This window comes from Streptomyces sp. UG1 (genome assembly GCF_049974585.1).
Lineage (GTDB): Bacteria > Actinomycetota > Actinomycetes > Streptomycetales > Streptomycetaceae > Streptomyces.
In genome coordinates, this window is record NZ_JBNGGG010000016.1 from 143,394 (window position 1) to 161,447 (window position 18,054).

14 protein-coding genes are annotated in these 18,054 nt (G+C 72.5%); 6 read left to right on the forward strand and 8 right to left on the reverse strand.

The window, feature by feature from the left end:
* Positions 1 to 40 precede the first annotated feature (40 nt).
* On the forward strand, positions 41 to 3,415 hold the full coding sequence (locus tag ACP4J3_RS19730; RefSeq protein ID WP_426536118.1) for a pyruvate carboxylase: 3,375 nt from the start codon (positions 41 to 43) through the stop codon (positions 3,413 to 3,415).
* A gap of 262 nt (positions 3,416 to 3,677) precedes the next feature.
* Positions 3,678 to 4,496, forward strand: coding sequence for an aminoglycoside adenylyltransferase domain-containing protein (locus tag ACP4J3_RS19735; protein ID WP_426536120.1), 819 nt, complete (start codon positions 3,678 to 3,680; stop codon positions 4,494 to 4,496).
* 9 nt (positions 4,497 to 4,505) lie between these two features.
* Here the strand turns inward: ACP4J3_RS19735 and ACP4J3_RS19740 are convergent, their stop codons facing one another.
* From ACP4J3_RS19740 to ACP4J3_RS19765, 6 genes are all read right to left on the reverse strand, one after another.
* A complete protein-coding gene (locus ACP4J3_RS19740; protein ID WP_426536122.1) occupies positions 4,506 to 4,760 on the reverse strand; it encodes an EF-hand domain-containing protein in 255 nt (84 codons plus the stop codon).
* Between the two features lie 72 nt (positions 4,761 to 4,832).
* Complete coding sequence (locus ACP4J3_RS19745) at positions 4,833 to 5,900, reverse strand: FecCD family ABC transporter permease (RefSeq protein WP_426536124.1); 1,068 nt, start codon at positions 5,898 to 5,900, stop codon at positions 4,833 to 4,835.
* A complete protein-coding gene (locus tag ACP4J3_RS19750; RefSeq protein WP_426536126.1) occupies positions 5,897 to 6,901 on the reverse strand; it encodes a FecCD family ABC transporter permease in 1,005 nt (334 codons plus the stop codon). Before ACP4J3_RS19750 ends, ACP4J3_RS19745 begins: the two co-directional genes overlap by 4 nt.
* Positions 6,902 to 6,943: 42 nt before the next feature.
* Positions 6,944 to 7,984: an ABC transporter substrate-binding protein gene (locus ACP4J3_RS19755; protein ID WP_426536128.1), complete on the reverse strand. Its 1,041-nt coding sequence runs from the start codon at positions 7,982 to 7,984 to the stop codon at positions 6,944 to 6,946.
* Between the two features lie 123 nt (positions 7,985 to 8,107).
* Entirely contained in the window at positions 8,108 to 9,742 is a 1,635-nt protein-coding gene (locus ACP4J3_RS19760) for a cellulase family glycosylhydrolase (protein WP_426536130.1), read from the reverse strand.
* A gap of 41 nt (positions 9,743 to 9,783) precedes the next feature.
* The gene (locus tag ACP4J3_RS19765; protein ID WP_426536132.1) at positions 9,784 to 10,878 is read right to left on the reverse strand and encodes a GDSL-type esterase/lipase family protein; all 1,095 of its coding nucleotides are present in this window, start codon (positions 10,876 to 10,878) and stop codon (positions 9,784 to 9,786) included.
* A gap of 159 nt (positions 10,879 to 11,037) precedes the next feature.
* Between ACP4J3_RS19765 and ACP4J3_RS19770 the strand changes: the two genes are divergently transcribed.
* The 3 genes from ACP4J3_RS19770 to ACP4J3_RS19780 are packed head-to-tail and all read left to right on the forward strand — an operon-like array spanning position 11,038 to position 13,462.
* Complete coding sequence (locus tag ACP4J3_RS19770; RefSeq protein ID WP_426536134.1) at positions 11,038 to 11,823, forward strand: cyclase family protein; 786 nt, start codon at positions 11,038 to 11,040, stop codon at positions 11,821 to 11,823.
* Complete coding sequence (locus ACP4J3_RS19775; protein ID WP_426536136.1) at positions 11,820 to 12,914, forward strand: thiamine pyrophosphate-binding protein; 1,095 nt, start codon at positions 11,820 to 11,822, stop codon at positions 12,912 to 12,914. The genes ACP4J3_RS19770 and ACP4J3_RS19775 overlap by 4 nt, the downstream gene beginning before the upstream one ends.
* Complete coding sequence (locus tag ACP4J3_RS19780) at positions 12,863 to 13,462, forward strand: thiamine pyrophosphate-dependent enzyme (RefSeq protein WP_426536138.1); 600 nt, start codon at positions 12,863 to 12,865, stop codon at positions 13,460 to 13,462. Before ACP4J3_RS19775 ends, ACP4J3_RS19780 begins: the two co-directional genes overlap by 52 nt.
* Positions 13,463 to 13,480: 18 nt before the next feature.
* Here the strand turns inward: ACP4J3_RS19780 and ACP4J3_RS19785 are convergent, their stop codons facing one another.
* Together ACP4J3_RS19785 and ACP4J3_RS19790 are read right to left on the reverse strand one after the other, a co-directional pair.
* Positions 13,481 to 15,568: a 3-hydroxybutyrate oligomer hydrolase family protein gene (locus ACP4J3_RS19785; protein WP_426536140.1), complete on the reverse strand. Its 2,088-nt coding sequence runs from the start codon at positions 15,566 to 15,568 to the stop codon at positions 13,481 to 13,483.
* A 26-nt stretch (positions 15,569 to 15,594) separates the two neighbouring features.
* A complete protein-coding gene (locus ACP4J3_RS19790) occupies positions 15,595 to 16,911 on the reverse strand; it encodes a CitMHS family transporter (protein ID WP_426536142.1) in 1,317 nt (438 codons plus the stop codon).
* Positions 16,912 to 17,054: 143 nt separating this feature from the next.
* On the opposite strand from ACP4J3_RS19790, the gene ACP4J3_RS19795 reads away from it, so the two are divergent.
* Positions 17,055 to 17,990, forward strand: a complete 936-nt coding sequence (locus tag ACP4J3_RS19795) for a LysR substrate-binding domain-containing protein (protein ID WP_426536144.1) — start codon at positions 17,055 to 17,057, stop codon at positions 17,988 to 17,990.
* Positions 17,991 to 18,054 lie beyond the last annotated feature (64 nt).

Below are 18,054 nucleotides of genomic sequence, written 5' to 3' on the forward strand. Positions count from 1 at the left end.
CCATGGGTGTCCGTCACCCGGCAGGCTGAAGGGATCAAGAATGTTCCGCAAGGTGCTGGTCGCCAACCGCGGTGAGATCGCGATTCGCGCTTTCCGCGCAGGCTACGAGCTGGGCGCGCGCACCGTCGCCGTCTTCCCGCACGAGGACCGCAACTCCCTGCACCGGCTGAAGGCCGACGAGGCCTACGAGATCGGCCGGCCGGGACATCCGGTGCGGGCCTATCTCTCCGTGGAGGAGATAGTCCGTGCCGCGCGCCGTGCCGGAGCCGACGCCGTCTACCCGGGTTATGGATTCCTCTCCGAGAACCCCGACCTCGCCCGCGCCTGCGAGGAGGCGGGCATCACGTTCGTCGGGCCGAGCGCGGAGATCCTGGAGCTGACCGGGAACAAGGCCCGTGCGGTGGCCGCCGCACGCGCGGCCGGCGTACCCGTCCTGGGCTCCTCGGCGCCGTCCACCAACGTGGACGCACTCGTCAGCGCCGCCGAGGACATCGGCTTCCCCGTGTTCGTCAAGGCCGTCGCGGGCGGCGGCGGGCGCGGCATGCGCCGGGTCGAGGACCCCGCCCACCTGCGCGAGTCCATCGAGGCGGCGTCCCGCGAGGCGGCCTCGGCGTTCGGCGACCCCACGGTCTTCCTGGAGAAGGCCGTCGTCGAGCCCCGCCACATCGAGGTGCAGATCCTCGCCGACGGACAGGGCGACGTCATCCACCTCTTCGAGCGGGACTGCTCGGTGCAGCGCCGCCACCAGAAGGTGATCGAGCTGGCGCCCGCGCCGAACCTCGACCCGGAGCTGCGCGAGCGGATCTGCGCCGACGCGGTGCGCTTCGCCCGGCAGATCGGCTACCGCAACGCCGGCACGGTGGAGTTCCTGCTGGACCGCGAGGGCCACCACGTCTTCATCGAGATGAACCCGCGCATCCAGGTCGAGCACACGGTGACCGAAGAGGTCACCGACGTCGACCTGGTGCAGGCACAGCTCCGCATCGCCGGTGGCGAGAGCCTGGCCGACCTGGGGCTGGCGCAGGAGACGATCACCCTGCGCGGCGCCGCGCTCCAGTGCCGTATCACCACCGAGGACCCCGCCAACGGCTTCCGCCCGGACACCGGCCGCATCAGCGCCTACCGCTCGCCGGGCGGCTCCGGCATCCGCCTCGACGGCGGAACGACCCACGCCGGTACGGAGATCAGCGCGCACTTCGACTCGATGCTGGTGAAGCTCACCTGCCGGGGCCGGGACTTCGGCGCCGCCGTGGGCCGCGCCCGGCGTGCCGTCGCCGAGTTCCGCATCCGCGGCGTGGCCACCAACATCCCCTTCCTGCAAGCGGTCCTCGACGACCCCGACTTCCAGGCCGGCCGGGTCACCACGTCGTTCATCGAGCGACGCCCGCACCTGCTCACCGCCCGCCACTCCGCCGACCGCGGCACCAAGCTGCTCACCTACCTGGCCGACGTCACCGTGAACAAGCCGCACGGCGAACGGCCCGACCTGCTCGACCCGTTGACCAAGCTGCCCGCCCTGCCGGCCGGTGAGCCGGCGGCCGGGTCCCGGCAGAAGCTCGCCGAACTCGGACCCGAGGGCTTCGCGAGCTGGCTGCGCGCCTCGCCGACCATCGGCGTCACCGACACCACCTTCCGCGACGCCCACCAGTCGCTGCTCGCCACCCGCGTGCGCACCAAGGACATGCTCGCCGTCGCCCCGGTCGTGGCCCGCACCCTGCCCCAGCTGCTGTCCCTGGAGTGCTGGGGCGGCGCCACCTACGACGTCGCCCTGCGCTTCCTCGCCGAGGACCCGTGGGAGCGCCTGGCCGCCCTGCGGGAAGCCGCGCCGAACATCTGCCTCCAGATGCTCCTGCGCGGCCGCAACACCGTCGGCTACACGCCGTACCCCACCGAGGTGACCGACGCCTTCGTGCAGGAGGCCGCCGCCACCGGCATCGACATCTTCCGCATCTTCGACGCCCTCAACGACGTCGACCAGATGCGGCCCGCCATCGAGGCCGTACGGGAGACCGGGACGGCTGTCGCGGAGGTCGCCCTGTGCTACACCTCCGACCTGTCCGACCCGTCGGAGCGCCTGTACACCCTGGACTACTACCTGCGCCTGGCCGAGCGGATCGTGGACGCGGGCGCCCATGTGCTGGCCGTCAAGGACATGGCGGGCCTGCTGCGGGCACCGGCCGCGGCGAGGCTGGTGTCGGCCCTGCGCCGGGAGTTCGAGCTGCCGGTCCACGTGCACACCCACGACACCGCGGGCGGCCAGCTCGCCACTTACCTGGCCGCGATCCAGGCCGGCGCGGACGCGGTGGACGGAGCGGTGGCGTCCATGGCCGGCACGACCTCGCAGCCGTCGTTGTCCGCGATCGTGGCCGCGACCGACCACTCCGAGCGGCCCACCGGCCTCGACCTCCAGGCCGTCGGCGACCTGGAGCCGTACTGGGAGAGCGTCCGCAAGGTCTACGCCCCCTTCGAGGCGGGACTCGCCTCCCCGACCGGCCGCGTCTACCACCACGAGATCCCCGGCGGGCAGCTCTCCAACCTGCGCACCCAGGCGGTCGCGCTGGGCCTCGGCGACCGCTTCGAGGAGATCGAGGCGATGTACGCCGCCGCCGACCGGATGCTCGGCCGCCTGGTGAAGGTCACGCCCTCGTCCAAGGTGGTCGGCGACCTGGCGCTGCACCTGGTGGGCGCCGGAGTGTCCCCCGAGGACTTCGAGTCGACCCCGGACCGCTTCGACATCCCCGACTCCGTCATCGGCTTCCTGCGCGGCGAGCTGGGCACCCCGCCCGGCGGCTGGCCCGAGCCGTTCCGCAGCAAGGCGCTGCAGGGCCGCGCCGAGGCCAAGCCGGTGCGGGAGCTGGGCGCCGACGACCGCGAAGGGCTGGCCAAGGACCGCCGGGCGACGCTCAACCGGCTGCTGTTCCCGGCGCCGACGCGCGAGTTCGAGACGCACCGCGACACCTACGGCGACACCAGCGTGCTGGACAGCAAGGACTTCTTCTACGGGCTGCGCCCGGGCCAGGAGTACGCCGTCGACCTGGAGCGCGGGGTGCGGCTGCTGATCGAGTTGCAGGCCGTCGGCGACGCGGACGAGCGCGGCCTGCGCACCGTGATGTCCACCCTGAACGGCCAGCTGCGGCCCATCCAGGTCCGCGACCGGGCGGCCGCCTCGGACGTGCCGGTGACGGAGAAGGCCGACCGGGCCAACCCCGGTCACGTCGCGGCGCCGTTCGCCGGCGTGGTGACCCTCACCGTCGCCGAGGGGGACGAGGTGCCGGCCGGGGCCACGGTGGCCACCATCGAGGCGATGAAGATGGAGGCCTCGATCACCGCCGCGAAGGCCGGCCGGGTGGCCAGACTGGCCATCAACCCCATCCAGCAGGTCGAGGGCGGCGACCTGTTGGTGGAACTCGCCTGAGCAGGGCCGCTGGTGCCGGTTGGGCCCCGCGCAGGGGGGACTTCTGCGCGGGGCGCCGTCCGTGGTGCGACGGTAAGGCGCCCGGCCCGGTCTGCACCTGCGCATCGCACGGGGCGCGAAACGGCCGGGGGATGCTCGTCCCTCGCGACGCGCCGCCCGCTGATATCGGCGAGATACCGGTTGCTCCGCCGGCCGGGGCGCTTCACCCGGCCCGGATGCTCCCAGGCAACCGTCGACCTCCGGCCTCCACGACACTGACCGTATGACCCGGACTCTCGCGGACCCGCGCTCCGTCCCCGCCGAACTCCGCCCGTATCTCCAAGAGGTCGTCCGCCGTACGCACTCCGTGTGCGGATCCCACCTGGTGAGCGTCATCGCGGTCGGCTCGGTCGCGCTCGGCGACTACCGGCACGGGCGCAGTGACACCGACGTGACGGTGGTCGTGGACCTGCCCCTGCCCCGGGGAACGCTGACCGAGCTGGCCGCCGCGCTCACGCACCCCGCTCTGCCCTGCCCCGCCGCCGGACTGGAGCTGGTGGTCTACGACGAGGGCTTCGCGGCGCGGGCGTCCGGCGAGGCCGGGTATCTGCTGGACCTCAACACCGGCCCGCTGCTGCCCGGCAAGGTCAGCCTCGACCCGGCGCGGTCCCCGGCGTTCTGGTACGTCATCGACCGTTCCGTCGCCCACCAGGCCGGGCGAGCGCTGCACGGCAGGCCCGCGCGGGCGGTGATCGCCGAACCCGCCCGCGCCGATGTGCTCACCGCGCTCCGCGCCTCCGTCCGTGAGCACAGCACCGGCGAGGGACACCTGGCCGACAACCGGGTCCTCAACGGCTGCCGCTCGGTGCAGTACTGCCGCACGGGCCGCTGGCAGGCCAAGCGCCGGGCGGCGCGGGCCGTCGCCGCCGCCGAGGCACGCTTCCGGCCGCTGCTGACGGCGGCGGCGCACAGCTACGAACGCCCCCGCACCGCCGCGGCGGACCTGCCCGCCACCGAGGTACGGGCCTTCCTGGCCTGGGTGGCCGAACAGGTCGACGCAACGGCCGACAGCGAGCGCAGGCGTCGCAAGCCGGGCGAGTGACCGCGCCCCTCAGCTCCAGCCGAACCGGCGGTCCACCACCGCCGCGAACTCCTCCAGAGTCACCACGTCGTCCCCGTTCTGGTCGGCGGCGTCGAACAGCGCGGAGGAGGCGTCCTCGTCCCCCAGGCCCCAGAACGGCAGATCCCCCGATGCGGCCAGCGACGGGCCCTTCGTGCGCAGGGCGATGATCACCTCTGCGCGGGTCAGGGTCCCGTTCGAGTCGAGGTCGAGCGCCTCGAACAGCTTCCGGGCCTTGTCACTCATCGTGTCACCTTCGTCCCTGTCGGCAGGCGGGCCTGCCACCCCGTTACCAGACAAGAACGCCTCCGTCGCCCCTCAGGTTCCCTGCCGGGCACGCCGGGTGCGGGCAATCAGCCACATCAGATACGGCGCTCCGACCGCCGCCGTGAGCACCCCCACCGGCAGCTCGACCGGCGAGAACAGCCGGCGGGCCAGCAGGTCCGCGACGACCACGATCGCGGCGCCGGTCAGGGCGGAGGACAGCAGCGGGATCTGGGCGGTACGGGTCAGCCGGTGGGCGATCTGCGGGGCGAGCAGCGCCACGAAGTCGACCGGCCCGGCGGCCCCGGTCGCCACGGACGCCAGCACGACACCGAGCGCGGTCAGCCCCAGCCGCACCGGCCCGAGCCGCACGCCCAGCGCGGTCGCCGTGCTGTCGTCCAGGGAGACCATCCGCTGGGCGTGCGCCGCCCACAGCAGCGCCGGCACCAAGGCCGCGAGGACCAGCGCGAGCGGCGCGGACTGGTCGTAGCCCCGGCCGTTGAGCGATCCCGTCAGCCACACCTTGGCCTGCTGGGCCACCAGATAGTCGCCCTTGGTGAGGAACAGCCGGGTCAGCGAACCGAGCGCGATCGACACCCCGATCCCGATGAGCACGAACCGCGTGGCGTGCAGACCGCCGCGCCAGGCGAAGACGTAGACGACCGCGGCGGCCGCGAGCCCGCCCGCGACCGAGACGTACGGCAGCACGCTGTACGACGTCAGCCCGAACGTCAGCGCGGCCACGGTCGCCGCCCCCGCGCCGTGCGTGATGCCGATGACGTCCGGACTGGCGAGGGAGTTGCGGGCCACGGTCTGGATCAGCGCGCCGGAGACCCCGAACGCGGCGCCGACCAGCAGACCCGTCACCAGCCGGGGCAACCGGAGCGTGCCGACGACCAGTTCGTCCGGGCTCGGCTGCCCGAGCAGCACGCGGACGACCTCGGCGGGGGAGACGTACGACTCGCCGACGCACAGGGACACGACGACCGCCGCCGTGAGGAGGACGGCCAGTCCGGCCGCGACGGCGACGGCCCGGCGGTGCAGCAGGAAGCTGCCGTCGCCCACGCGCAGGACGGTGTAGCCGGAGGGGCGCAGCCGTGGTCGCTGCAGAGGCTGTGTCATGCCGGAACCGTCGCCTTCCTGCGCACCAGCGCGATCAGGAACGGCACGCCGAACAGCGCGGTCATCACCGCCACCGGCACCTCCGAGGGCGCGAACAGGACACGGCCGAGGACGTCCGACACCAGGATCACCGCGGGTCCCAGCAGCGCCGACAGGGCCAGCACCCAGCGGTGGTCGGCGCCCACCAGGGCCCGTGCGATGTGCGGGACGGCCAGCCCGGTGAACGCGATCGGACCGGCCATCGCGACGGCGACCCCGGTCAGCACGGTCGCGGCCAGCGCGCCGACGGCCCGTACCAGCGCGACCCGGTGACCGAGCCCCCGGGCCACGTCGTCACCGAGCGCCAGGGCGTCCAGGCCCCGCGCCACGACGGCGACCAGCACCAGGCCCACGAGAAGGAACGGCCAGGTCTGTGCGACGACTTGCCCGTCCCGGCCGCCGATCGAGCCGACGTCCCAGAAGCGGAACTCGTCCAGGGCGCGGGCGTCGGTCGTGACGATGGCGGAGACCACGGAGGCGATGAACGCGTTCATCGCGGCCCCGGCCAGCGCCAGTTTGACCGGCGAGGCACCGCCGCGCCCGCTGCTGGCCACCGCGTACGCGGCCACCGCGGCGAGTCCGGCACCGGCGAACGCGAACCAGACGTAGCCGCTGGGCGTGTGCACCCCGAGGAACGCGATGGCGCAGACGACGCCCAGCGCGGCGCCCTGGCTGACGCCGAGGACGCCGGGCTCGGCGATCGGGTTGCGGGTGATGCCCTGCATGACCACCCCGGCGACGGCCAGGGCGAGCCCGACCATCACGCCGATGACCGTGCGGGGGACCCGCAGTGCGCGCACCACCTGCGCGTTGTCACCGCTGTCGCCGCGCAGCAGGGCGTCGAACACCTCGGCCGGCGGGATCTGCCGGCTGCCGAGGGCGAGACTGAGCAGGGCGGCGAGCAGCAGCAAGAGGGTGCCGGCGACCGTCCAGCCGATGCGCCGCCGGGTGGCATGGGACATGCGTTTCCTCTTGCTGTTTCCTGTCGTTGCTGCCGGCCGACCCTACTTGGTCAGGTACTTCTCCAGGTCACCGAGGACCTCGTCGGCCGCGGTGACGCCCAGGCCCAGGTACCAGGTCTCGTCCGGCACGTCGTGCGCGCGGCCTTCCTTGACCGCCTTCAGGTTCTTCCACAGCGGGTTGCCCTGCGCGCGGGACTTGTCGGTGGCCTTGGGGTCGCCGTACACGCCGGTGAAGATGTAGTCGGCGTCGGCCTGGTCGATGTTCTCGGCGCTGACCTCGGCGGCCAGGTCGTTGATGTCCTGGTTCTTCGGGCGCGGGATCCCCGCGTCCTTGAGGATGGTGCCGATGAAGGAGGCGTTGGCGTACAGCCGGATCACGCCGTCGGGCAGGTAACGCACCATCGACACGGTCGGCTTGTCGGCGCCGAGCTTGGCGTCGAGCGCGTCGACCTTCTTGTCGTACGCGGCGAGCTTCGCCTCGGCCTCGGCGGTCTTGTCCAGGGCCGCGGCGTTCAGGAGGTAGTTCTCCTTCCAGGTGAAGCCGGGGCGCAGGGAGAAGACGGTGGGCGCGATCTTCGACAGCTCGTCGTATTTGTCCGCGGCGCGCAGCTGGCTGCCGAGGATCAGGTCCGGCTTGAGGCCGGCGATCGCCTCCAGGTTGAGGTTGTTGATGGTGCCGACGTTCGCCGGGGATCCGGCGTCCTTCTTGAGGTAGGACGGCAGCTCGGGGGAGCCTTCGGTGGGCGCGAGGCCGACCGGCTTGATACCGAGCGACACGACGTTGTCGAGCTCGCCGACGTCCAGGACGACGACCCGCTTGGGCTGAGCCTTGATCTCGGTCTCGCCCATGGCGTGTTCGACGGTGCGCGGCCACTCGCCCGGCTTGGCGTCGGTGCCCATCTGAGCGGTCTTCTTCGCGGCGTCCGCGAACTCGTCACCGCCCTGAGCCACGGCCTTCTTGTCCCCGGAGCCGGCCGCGGACTCCTTGCCCGCGCTGTCGTTGGAACCGCCGCAGGCCGCGAGGGACAGCGCCGCGGCGACGGCGAGAGCGACGGCGGCGGTGCCGCGACGGTGGTGAAGCATGACAGGGCTCCCTTGTGGTGCACATTGGGTCGGCTGTTAGGCCAGCCTCACCTTATCCAGATCTTTCATGTGCCCTACAAGGGAGCCTGTGTGGTTCCTGTCACGGTCTTGTGGCGCGGCGGTTCAGCCCGATGAGCAGGCGGAGGCGTTGAGCGTGAAGGCCGCGGGGCTCGGGTTCGTGCCGCCCTTCGTGGCCGTGAAGCCGAGCGTCACCGAGCCCGCCGGGGCGATCGTCGCCGTGTACGACGCGGAGGCGACGCTCACCTCGGCGCCGCTCTGTGTCACGGTGCCGCCCCACAGGTTGCTGATGCGCTGGCTGTCGGCGAAGGTCCAGCGCAGCGTCCAGCCGTTGATGGCCGAGCCGCCGGTGTTGCGGATGACGATCTCGCCCTGGAAGCCGCCGGGCCACTCGTTGGAGACCCGGTAGGCGACCGCGCACGCCGCCGACGAACCACCGGAGGACGTCGTGACGGTCACCGTGCCGGAGCGCTGCGAGCGGTTGCCGGCGGCGTCGCGGGCGTAGACGGCGAAGGTGTACGAAGTCTCCGGGGCGAGGCCGGTCACGGTGACGGAGGTGCCCGTTGTCGTCGTGGCGGCCGTCTCGGTGGTGCCGCTGACGCGGACGACGTCATAGCCGGTCACGCCGTTCGCGTCGCTGGAAGCGGCCCAGTTCAGGGTGACGGACGAGGACGTCACGGTGGCGGCGGTCGGCGTTCCGGGGGCGGTCGGGGCGGTGGTGTCGCCGCCGGAGGACGAGTAGACGGCGGCCTCCTCGGACGTGGCGGCGATGCCGTTCGCGCCGTTGAAGATCCGCTGCCCCCACGAAGTGAGCTGGTTCGGGTCGAAGTTCGTGACCATGTCCAGGTACTCGACGCCACCGCCGTTGCCGCTCCACGACCAGCCGAGATAGCCCAGGCCCAGTTGCCGGGTGACGGCCAGGATGGTGTCCTCGTCGGGGTTGCCGTCCGAGTGGTTGTGGCCGAACTCGCCCACGACGATGGGGAGTTTGGCGGTGACGAAGCGGTTGAGGTAGTCGCTGATCTCGGCGGCCGTGTCGAAGACGCCGTACATGTGGATGGAGAAGACCGTGTTGGCGTCCGGGTCGGCCGCGAAGACCGAGGCGGCGTTGTCACGCATCGTGAACGCCCAGTCCTGACCCCAGTTGGGCGCGTCGACCATGATGGTGTGCTGGAACCCGGCGTCGCGCAGCTTCTGGATCGCCGCCTTGGTGTCGGCGGTCCACGCCGTGTAGTTGGTGTTGCCGTAGGGCTCGTTGCCGATGTTGACGATGACGTAGTCCTCTTCGCCGGCCAGCGCGCTGCGCACACTGATCCAGTAGTCGGCGGCCCTGGACAGTGTGGCGGCGCCGCTCTGCTCGCCGTAGCCGGTGGTGTCGTGGACCTCCAGGACGCAGATGAGCCGGTTCTGCTTGCACTGGGCGACGACGTTCGCCACGTCGGCGGTGTCGTTGCGGGTCCAGCGGTCACCGCTGGAGAGGACCACGCGGACGGTGTTGGCGCCCTTGGCCTTGATGTGGCTGAGGGAGCTGATGCGGTCCGGGAACCAGGTGTGGGCGTGGTTGACGCCGCGCATGACGAAGTCGTTCCCGTTCGACTCCAGCAGGCGGCCGTCGGCGATACGGAAGCCGGGCGGCGCCGCGTGGGCGGGTGTGACGAAGGCGATCAGTGGGAGGAGGAGTCCCAGGAGGGCGGCGGCCACGGTGGCCGGCGTCGGGACGGCCGGGGTGCGGGATCTCATGGCGGCTCCAGGAGAGGGGAGTTGGGGGGGAGAGCGGAGTGTCAGGCGGCCCTCGTCGTGCAGCTCACGTCCGCCGACGGAGCACCGGCGGCAGCCGGGGTACTGGCGATGAACCCGAAGGTCGCGCTCGCGCCGGGTGCCAAAGTTCCGTTCCACGAGGCGTTGGTGACGGTCGCCGTGCCGTCGGCGCCGGTCGTGAGGGTCCCGTTCCAGAGTTGGCCGATGCGGGCACCGTCGGCCGGCGTGACCGTCGCGGTCCAGGCCGAGACGGCGGCGGAGGACCCGTTGGTCACCGTCACCTCGCCCTGATAGCCGCCCTGCCACACGGAGACGGCACGGAAGGACGCGATGCAGCCGGCCGGATCACCCGGGTCAGTGGGATCGCCCGGATCTGCGGGGTCCGCGTCGAGGAGCGCGGTCAGCGCCGGATACCAGCGGGCGGCGATCTTCTCGTCGCCGGAGGCGCTGGGGTGCACACCGTCGTAGGTGTCGGTGGCCGTGTCGAAGCCCGTCCACTGGTCGACCACGGTGACGGGGGAGCGGCTGGTGCCGGTCGCCCGGGCCCAGTCGGGGATCCGCGCGTTGAAGTCGACGACGCGCTGCGCACACCCCGGGCAACTGCTCGGGTTCATCGGGATGAGCTGGGCGACGAGGATCCTCATGTCGGGGTTGCTCGCCCGCATCTGCTGCACGAGCTTGCTGTAGGCGGCGAGGATGCGGTCGGGGGCGATGGAGCTCCACACGTCGTTCGTGCCGAAGTGCATGACAACGATGTCCGGCAGTGTCGCGGCCAGTCGGCCGGGCAGCAGGTTCTGATCGGCCACGTTGGTGACCAACTCGCCGCCGTGGCCCTCGTTGTCCCCGTCGTGCGCCTGACCGCAGCCCTGAGGAGGGAGGGTGCCGACGAAGTCGATGTCCGTGTATCCGGTGGCCTGCAGGCGGTTCCACAGCAGCGCGCGCCAGCAGCCGGGCGAGCCGGTGATCGAATCGCCGAGCGGCATGATGCGCACGGGGGCCGCCTGGGGCGCGGCTGCGGCGCGCGGCGCGAGCGCGGTGCCGACCGGCAGGAGTAAGGTGCCCAGCAGGGCGAGCAGCGGAATGATCCGCAAGGGTAAGCAGTGACGGGTGCCGCGCATGGTGTCCCCTTCCCTGGCTGCATCCATCAGCGCGTTCCACCTGTAGATGTGGGAGCGCTCCCAATAAACCATCAAGCCATCGTTGTCATTGACGCGTCAAGAGGTGCGGGAAGGACTGAGATGCTGTCAGAGCGAGCACCGTCCGCTTCAGGAGGCGCCATGTCCGAGTCATCCGTACTTGCCGCGCTGGTCTCCGGGTTGCGAGGTGGATCGATCGAAGTCGTCGACCTCACCTCGCCGTTGTCGTCGTCGACCCCGGTGATCCAACTGCCGCCCCAGTTCGGGCAGACCGCCGTCTTCGAACTGGAGGAGATCAGCCGCTACGACGACCGGGGCCCCGCCTGGTACTGGAACAACTTCCGCAGCGGCGAGCACACCGGCACCCACTTCGACGCCCCGAACCACTGGGTCACCGGCAAGGACCTCGCCGACGTCGCCTCGGTGCCGGCGCGCAGGCTGATGGCCCCCGCGGCCGTACTGGACTTCACCGCCGAGGCCGCCAAGAACCCCGACTTCCTGGTGGAGATCGACCACGTCAAGGCCTGGGAGACGGAGAACGGCCCCCTGCCCGACGGGGGTTGGCTGCTGCTGCGCACCGGCTGGGACACCCGCTCGCACTCCCAGGAGGAGTTCCTCAACGCCGACGAGAACGGCCCGCACACCCCCGGCCTGTCGGCGGAGTGCGCCCGCTGGGTCGCCGAGGACACGCCCGTGATCGGCCTCGGCGTGGAGACGGTGGGCACGGACGCCGGTGCCGCGCACTCCTTCGACCCCGTCTTTCCCTGCCACTCCTATCTGATGGGCAGCGACAAATACGGACTGACGCAGTTGCGCAACCTCGCCGCGCTGCCCCCGACCGGCTCCGTCGTCATCGCCGGACCGCTGCCCATCGTCACGGGCTCGGGGGCACCCGCGCGCGTGCTCGCCCTGGTGGAGCGCTCATGAAGGTCGCGGAAGCGGTGGGCCGGGCGCTGTGCGCGGCCGGGGTCGGCCAGGTCTTCGGGGTCGTCGGATCGGGCAACTTCCACGTCACCAACGCGATGGTCGCCGCGGGCGCGCGGTTCGTCGCCACCCGCCACGAGGCCGGCGCGACGACGATGGCCGACGCCTACGCCCGCACCAGCGGCGAGATCGCGGTCGTGAGCGTCCATCAGGGCCCCGGTCTGACCAACGCGATGACCGGCATCGCGGAGGCGGCGAAGAGCCGTACGCCGCTCGTCGTGCTGGCGGCCGAGGTGACCGAGCCCCGGTCCAACTTCCACGTCGACCAAGAGGGGTTGGCCCGCGCCGTGGGAGCCGCCACGGCCCGGGTCACGTCGGCCGAGCAGGCCGTCGGGCAGACGTGCGCGGCCGTTGGGCTGGCGGTGCGCGAGCGGCGCACCGTCCTGCTCAACCTGCCGCTCCCGGTGCAGGCGCTGGAGGTCCCGGACGGCGCCCTGGCCCAGGCGGCACCCCCCGCGCAACGGGCCGCCGTGGAACCGGAGGCGGCCGATGTGGCGGCGCTCGCCGAACTGCTCGGACGGTCCCGGCGCCCGGTCTTCGTGGCCGGCCGCGGATCGCGGGAACCCGGCGGCAAACAGGCCCTGGAGGCCCTCGCCGAGCGCTGCGGCGCGCTGCTCGCGACCTCGGCCGTCGCCCGTGGGCTCTTCCACGGCAACCCGTGGTCCCTGGACGTCTCCGGAGGCTTCGCCTCGCCGCTGGCCGTGGAGCTGATCCAGGGCGCCGACCTGATCGTCGGCTGGGGCTGCGCGCTCAACATGTGGACGATGCGGCACGGCGGGCTGATCGGCGCCGACGCCACCGTCGTACAGGTCGACGACGACCCCTCGGCACTCGGCGCACACCGCCCGGTCCACCTCGGCGTCACCGGCGACGTCCGCCTCACCGCGCGTCAGGTCGCCGAGGCGGGAGCCGGGCCGCGGGGGGGGGCTACCGGACCCCGGAGACCGGAGCGGCGCTCGCCGCGCGACTTCGCTGGCGCGACGTGCCGTACCAGGACACGAGCACGCGCGAGCGGATCGACCCGAGGACGCTGAGCATCGCCCTCGACGAGATCCTGCCCGCCGAGCGCGTCGTCGGCGTGGACTCCGGCAACTTCATGGGCTACCCGACCATGTACCTGTCGGTGCCGGACGAGCAGGGCTTCTGCTTCACGCAGGCGTTCCAGTCGATCGGGCTGGGTCTCGCGACCGCCGTGGGCGCGGCACTGGCCCGGCCGGACCGGCTGCCCGTGGCCGCGCTCGGGGACGGCGGCGCGCTGATGGGCGCCGCGGAACTGGACACCGTGCGCCGGCTGCGACTGCCCATGGTGGTCGTCGTGTACGACGACGAGGCCTACGGCGCCGAGGTCCACCACTTCGGCCCCGACGGGCACCCCCTCGACACGGTGCGCTTCCCGCCGACGGACATCGCCGCCGTGGGCCGGGGCTACGGCTTCGAGGCCGTGACCGTGCGGTCCCGGGCGGATCTCAAGGCCGTGGTGGACTGGGTCGCCGGGCCACGGACCGCGCCGCTGCTCATCGACGCCAAGGTGGTCGCCGATCACGGGTCCTGGTGGCTGGAGGAGGCGTTCCGCGGGCACTGAGCCCCTGCCCAGCGGTGATCAGTCGGGGACCCGTACGACACCACCGGCGACCCGGATCAGGTCACCGCCGGCGGGACGCCGGGCGATCGGGGGCACGTTGGCAGCCTCCAGGTCCGGCGCCCGCCCCGGTGCGCCGCCGCGCGGGACCGTGCGCACGACCTGGCTGGGCGGCAACTGCGCACCGTCCCGCAGCCGCCCCCACATCAGGTCCAGGGCCTGCTGGTAGTAGAACCCCAGCGGCACATACCGGTTGTCGAAGCCCGGCGCCGTGGAGTCGACGTGCTGGGCGTGGGTGACCTCGATGTAGCGGACGGTGCCCCGGCCGTGCTGTGCGCGGGAGTCGAGGCCCAGGTAGGGGCGGGAGCTGTGGTTGACCGGCACCCGGGTGTCGTCCCTGCCGTGCACGAGGAGGGTGGGCTTGCCATGCAGGTCACCGGTGCGACGGGTGGCGTCCAGGCCCTGCGCCACGCGTCGGGCCCAGTCCCGCTCGGCCGGCCGGGCGTCCGCTCCGGGGAAGGCCAGCCGGTACACGCACCGCTCTCCCTGCAGGTTGTAGTCGTGAGCGCCCTGCGGGCCGAGGGACTTGGCGTCCGCGACCGGGCCGCCCGGCGAGTTCTCGTCGATCAGCACACCGGGGGCCGGGGCACGGCCTCCGCTGGTGGCGAAGGCGGCGGCGAGTTCCGCGCGGGTGTACGGCACGGGGTGGCCCGAGGCATCGGTCCGGGCCCATCCGTAGCCGCACAGTGAGTCGGTGACCGAGGCGCGCGCGAAGCTCATCGCGTAGGAGACGGGGGTCTGCGGGTCGTAGTGCGCGAGTTGCAGATACGACGACTGCGGCTGGAACCCCGCCCGGACCAGCGCCTGTTGGGCGAGCCCGGGCAGCCCCGCCGGGCCGGTGCGCGCGGCGTCGCGGCGGGAGATCAGACGCGGGTCGTCGCCGACGAGATCGGCACAGCGGCGCCGGGCGGCGGCCTCGTCCAGCGAGGCGTAGCCGGGTGCCGTCGGTTCGGTGAGGGCCGCGCACGGCTGGAGCATCGAGGCGAGGGCGCCGTAGCGCAACAGGGGCAGGCCCGCCGACGGTACCCGCCGGTCGCCCTGGACGACCCTGACCCCGCCCAGCGGCGCCAGGTTCATCTGCGGTTCGGAGGCGACCACGGCGTCGACCAGCCCGCGCCGGTCGTCCTCGCCGGCCGCGACGGCGGCGCCGCCGCCGTTGGACACCCCGGTGGCGATGACGGTGGTGGTGGCGGGCGTGTAGCCGGCGGACGGCGCGCCCTCGCGCCAGTCGCGGTTGAGCAGGGCGAGCGTGAGTTCCACCGAGCGCAGCACGTCGCGCCCCCAGGTCGCCTGCGGATTCGTGCCGCTGTGCGCCATCTTGTACGCCACCCGGTAGGGGCGTTCCGCGTCGAAGCGGGCGCGTTCGGCGTCGTCCAGTCCGGCGTCGAACGCGGCGCGGTCGCCGACGGCCGTGCGCGGGCCGGTCGTTCCGTCGTACGCCATCACCGTGCCGGAGTGCAGATCGTCGAAGGCCGGGCCCATGCCCTTGTCGGTGTAGGCGACCGCGCAGCGCCGGTGCAGTCCCCAGGCACCCGCCGAACCGGTCATGCTGTAGACGCCGGCCAGGCCTGTCGCGGGCGCCGCCACCACGCAGGGCCGAGTGCGGTCGAGATCCGCCGGGACCTGGACGACGTAACTCACACTGGCCGCACCGCGACCGGCGACGGCCCGGTACTCGGTGCCCGCGACCCTGCCGTCCCCCGGGACGGGACGTCCGCCGTCGATATCAGGGCCGTAGAGCCTGCCGAGGCCACCGCTGTCACCGACGAACAACCCCGCCGACGCCCAGACGGCCCGGCGCCGCAGTTCGGCCGCGGTGGGGTGGTCGGGGTCGGCGGGCGCGGGCGGGGTGGCGTCGCGCAGCCCGCTGAAGCCGAGGCCGGCCGTGAGCAGGTCGTCGGCCCGGCCGTCGTAGCGGATGGATGTCAACTCAGAGATGTACGGCGGCAGTTGGGCGGGCTGCTCGATGGCTGCCGCATCCGTCACGGGCAGTGCGGTCGCGGCGAGCAGCACCGTCAGGACGAGCGCCGGGTGGCGGCGTCTGGTCATGGGCTACGGCTCCTTCGGGAAGGCGGCTACAGAGGCAGTGCGCCGGTCAGCAGGGCTGCGGCCGTCATCACCAGCGTCGTCGCGAACGCCCAGCGGAAGACGAAGCGCTGGTGCTCGCCGAGTTGTACGCCCGTCATGCCGATGAGGATGAAGGTGGCCGCGGTGAGCGGGCTGAGCGGAAAGCCGGTCGTCATCTGGCCGAGCACGGCGGCGCGGGCGATCTCGGCGTGACCGGTGCCGAAGGAGTCGGCGGTCTGGGCGAGGACGGGCAGGATGCCGAAGTAGTAGGCGTCGGGCGTGAAGACGAGGCTGAGCGGCATGCTCGTGACGGCGACGACGACCGGCAGATGCCCGCCGAGGGCGTCGGGGACGACACCGACCAGCGCGGACGCCATCCGCTCGATCATCCCGGTGCCGGTGAGCAGGCCGGTGAAGACGCCCGCCGCGAAGATCATCGTGGTGACGAGGACGACGTTCTTGCCGTGCTTCTCCAACTGCGACTGCTGGTCCTCCCAGCGGGGGTGGTTGACCAGCAGTGCGATCACGAAGGCGAGCACGAACAGGACCGGCAGCGGCATGGCCTCCAGGACCAGGCAGACCAGCAGGGCCAGGGTCAGGGCGAGGTTGAAGGCCGTGAGCGCGGGATGGTGCGGCCGCTCGGCCACCCGGGGGGTGCCAGGGCCGTCTCCCACCGTGGACTTGGCCTCGTCCCGGCGGGTGTCGTCAAGCGCCCCGAGCCGGTTCCGCTCGCGCCGCCCGATCAGATACGCCGCGAGCAGCACCCACAGGACGCCGGCGCCCATCGCCGGCAGCAGCGGCGTGACGATGTCGGAGGTGTCCAGCTTCAACGCGGCGGCCGCCCGGGCCGTCGGCCCGCCCCAGGGCACCATGTTCATCAGGCCCGCGGCCAGACACACGATCGCGGCCAGCACCAGCCGGCTCATGCCGATCCGCCGGTACACCGGAAGCATGGCGGAGACGGTGATGAGGAACGTCGAGGCCCCGTCGCCGTCCAGCGCGACGCACAGGGTGAGGACGGCCGTGCCGACGGCGATGCGCACCGGGTCGCCCTTGGCCGCCCGCAGGATCCAGCGGATCAGCGGTTCGAACAGCCCGGCGTCGATCATCAGGCTGAAGTAGAGGACGGCGAAGGCGATCATGATGCCGGTCGGGGCGACCTTGGTGATGCCGTCGAGCGCCATCGGCCCGATGTCCCCGGCGCGCCCGGCGGCCACCGCCCCCACCACCGGCACCAGCACCAGCGCCACCAGCACGGAGACCCGTTTGGTCATGGTGAGCAGCAGAAAGCCGCCGATGGTGAGGAAACCCAGAGTCGCCAGCATGGCCGCCCACTTCGTCGTCCGGTCGGGTGTGCCGACGAGTGTCCGAGCGGCCAGTGATCCGGGTCCAGCATCAGACACGGATCTGTTCATGCGTTCTGTGCATGGGTTCCGCGGGCTGACGCGCGCGCCTACGCTCGCGGCCCATGGACGTCACCCTCCGCCAGCTCGCCGCGTACGCGGCCGTCGCCCGGGCCGCGAGCTTCACGGCCGCCGCCGGCGAGATGCACATGTCCCAGTCGTCGCTCAGCCGTGCCGTCGCGGAGCTCGAACGCACCTTGGGAACCCGGCTGTTGGAGCGCGACACGCGCAATGTGCAACTCACCCCGGCCGGGGTGGAGGCGCTGCGGGTCGCTGACCAGATCCTGTCCACCCACCGGGCGGGCATCGCCCAGCTCGGCCGCTTCCTGGCCGGCGAGCGCGGCGCCGTGGCCCTGGCGACACTGCCGTCGCTGGCCGCCGTCCTGCTGCCGCCGGTCATCTCCGCGTTCCGCGCCCGCCGCCCCGAGGTGACCGTGCGCATCCTGGACGGTCTGGAGCGGGCGGCGCTGGAGCGGGTCGCCGACGGTGACGCGGACTTCGCGGTGAGCACGGTGGCCCGGCCCCGCACGCCGGGACTGGAGCTGCGGCCGCTGGTCCGGGACCGCTTCGAGGCGGTGCTTCCGGAGGGCCACCGGCTCGCCGAGCGGCCCGAGGTGACCTGGCGGGAGCTGGGCGGGGAGCCCTTCCTCGCGGTGGGCGCGGACTCCAGCGTGCGCAGGATGACCGACACCGCCTTCGCCAAGGCGGGCGTCGAGGCGCGTCCGGCGGCCGAGGCGGCGAACGTGGCGACGGTCGGCGGACTGGTCGCGGCCGGACTCGGGGTCTCGGCGATGCCGGCGCTCGTCCACCCGCTGGTGCCGCCCGGCGCCTGGGTACGCCGACCGTTGGTGGAACCCACCGTCGAACGCCACCTGCACGTGGTGCTGCCGCTGCGCCGCGCACTGCCGCCCGGAGCACGGGCCTTCCTGGAACAGCTCGAGGAGTTCCGCGGGAGCGCGTACCGGCTGCCCGAGGGCGTGTCCTGGGACGAAGGGAGCTGATGCGCGATCCGCATGAATTGATCCTCTGCCATTGCTGGACCCGCATAGGCTCCGGCCCGCAGCC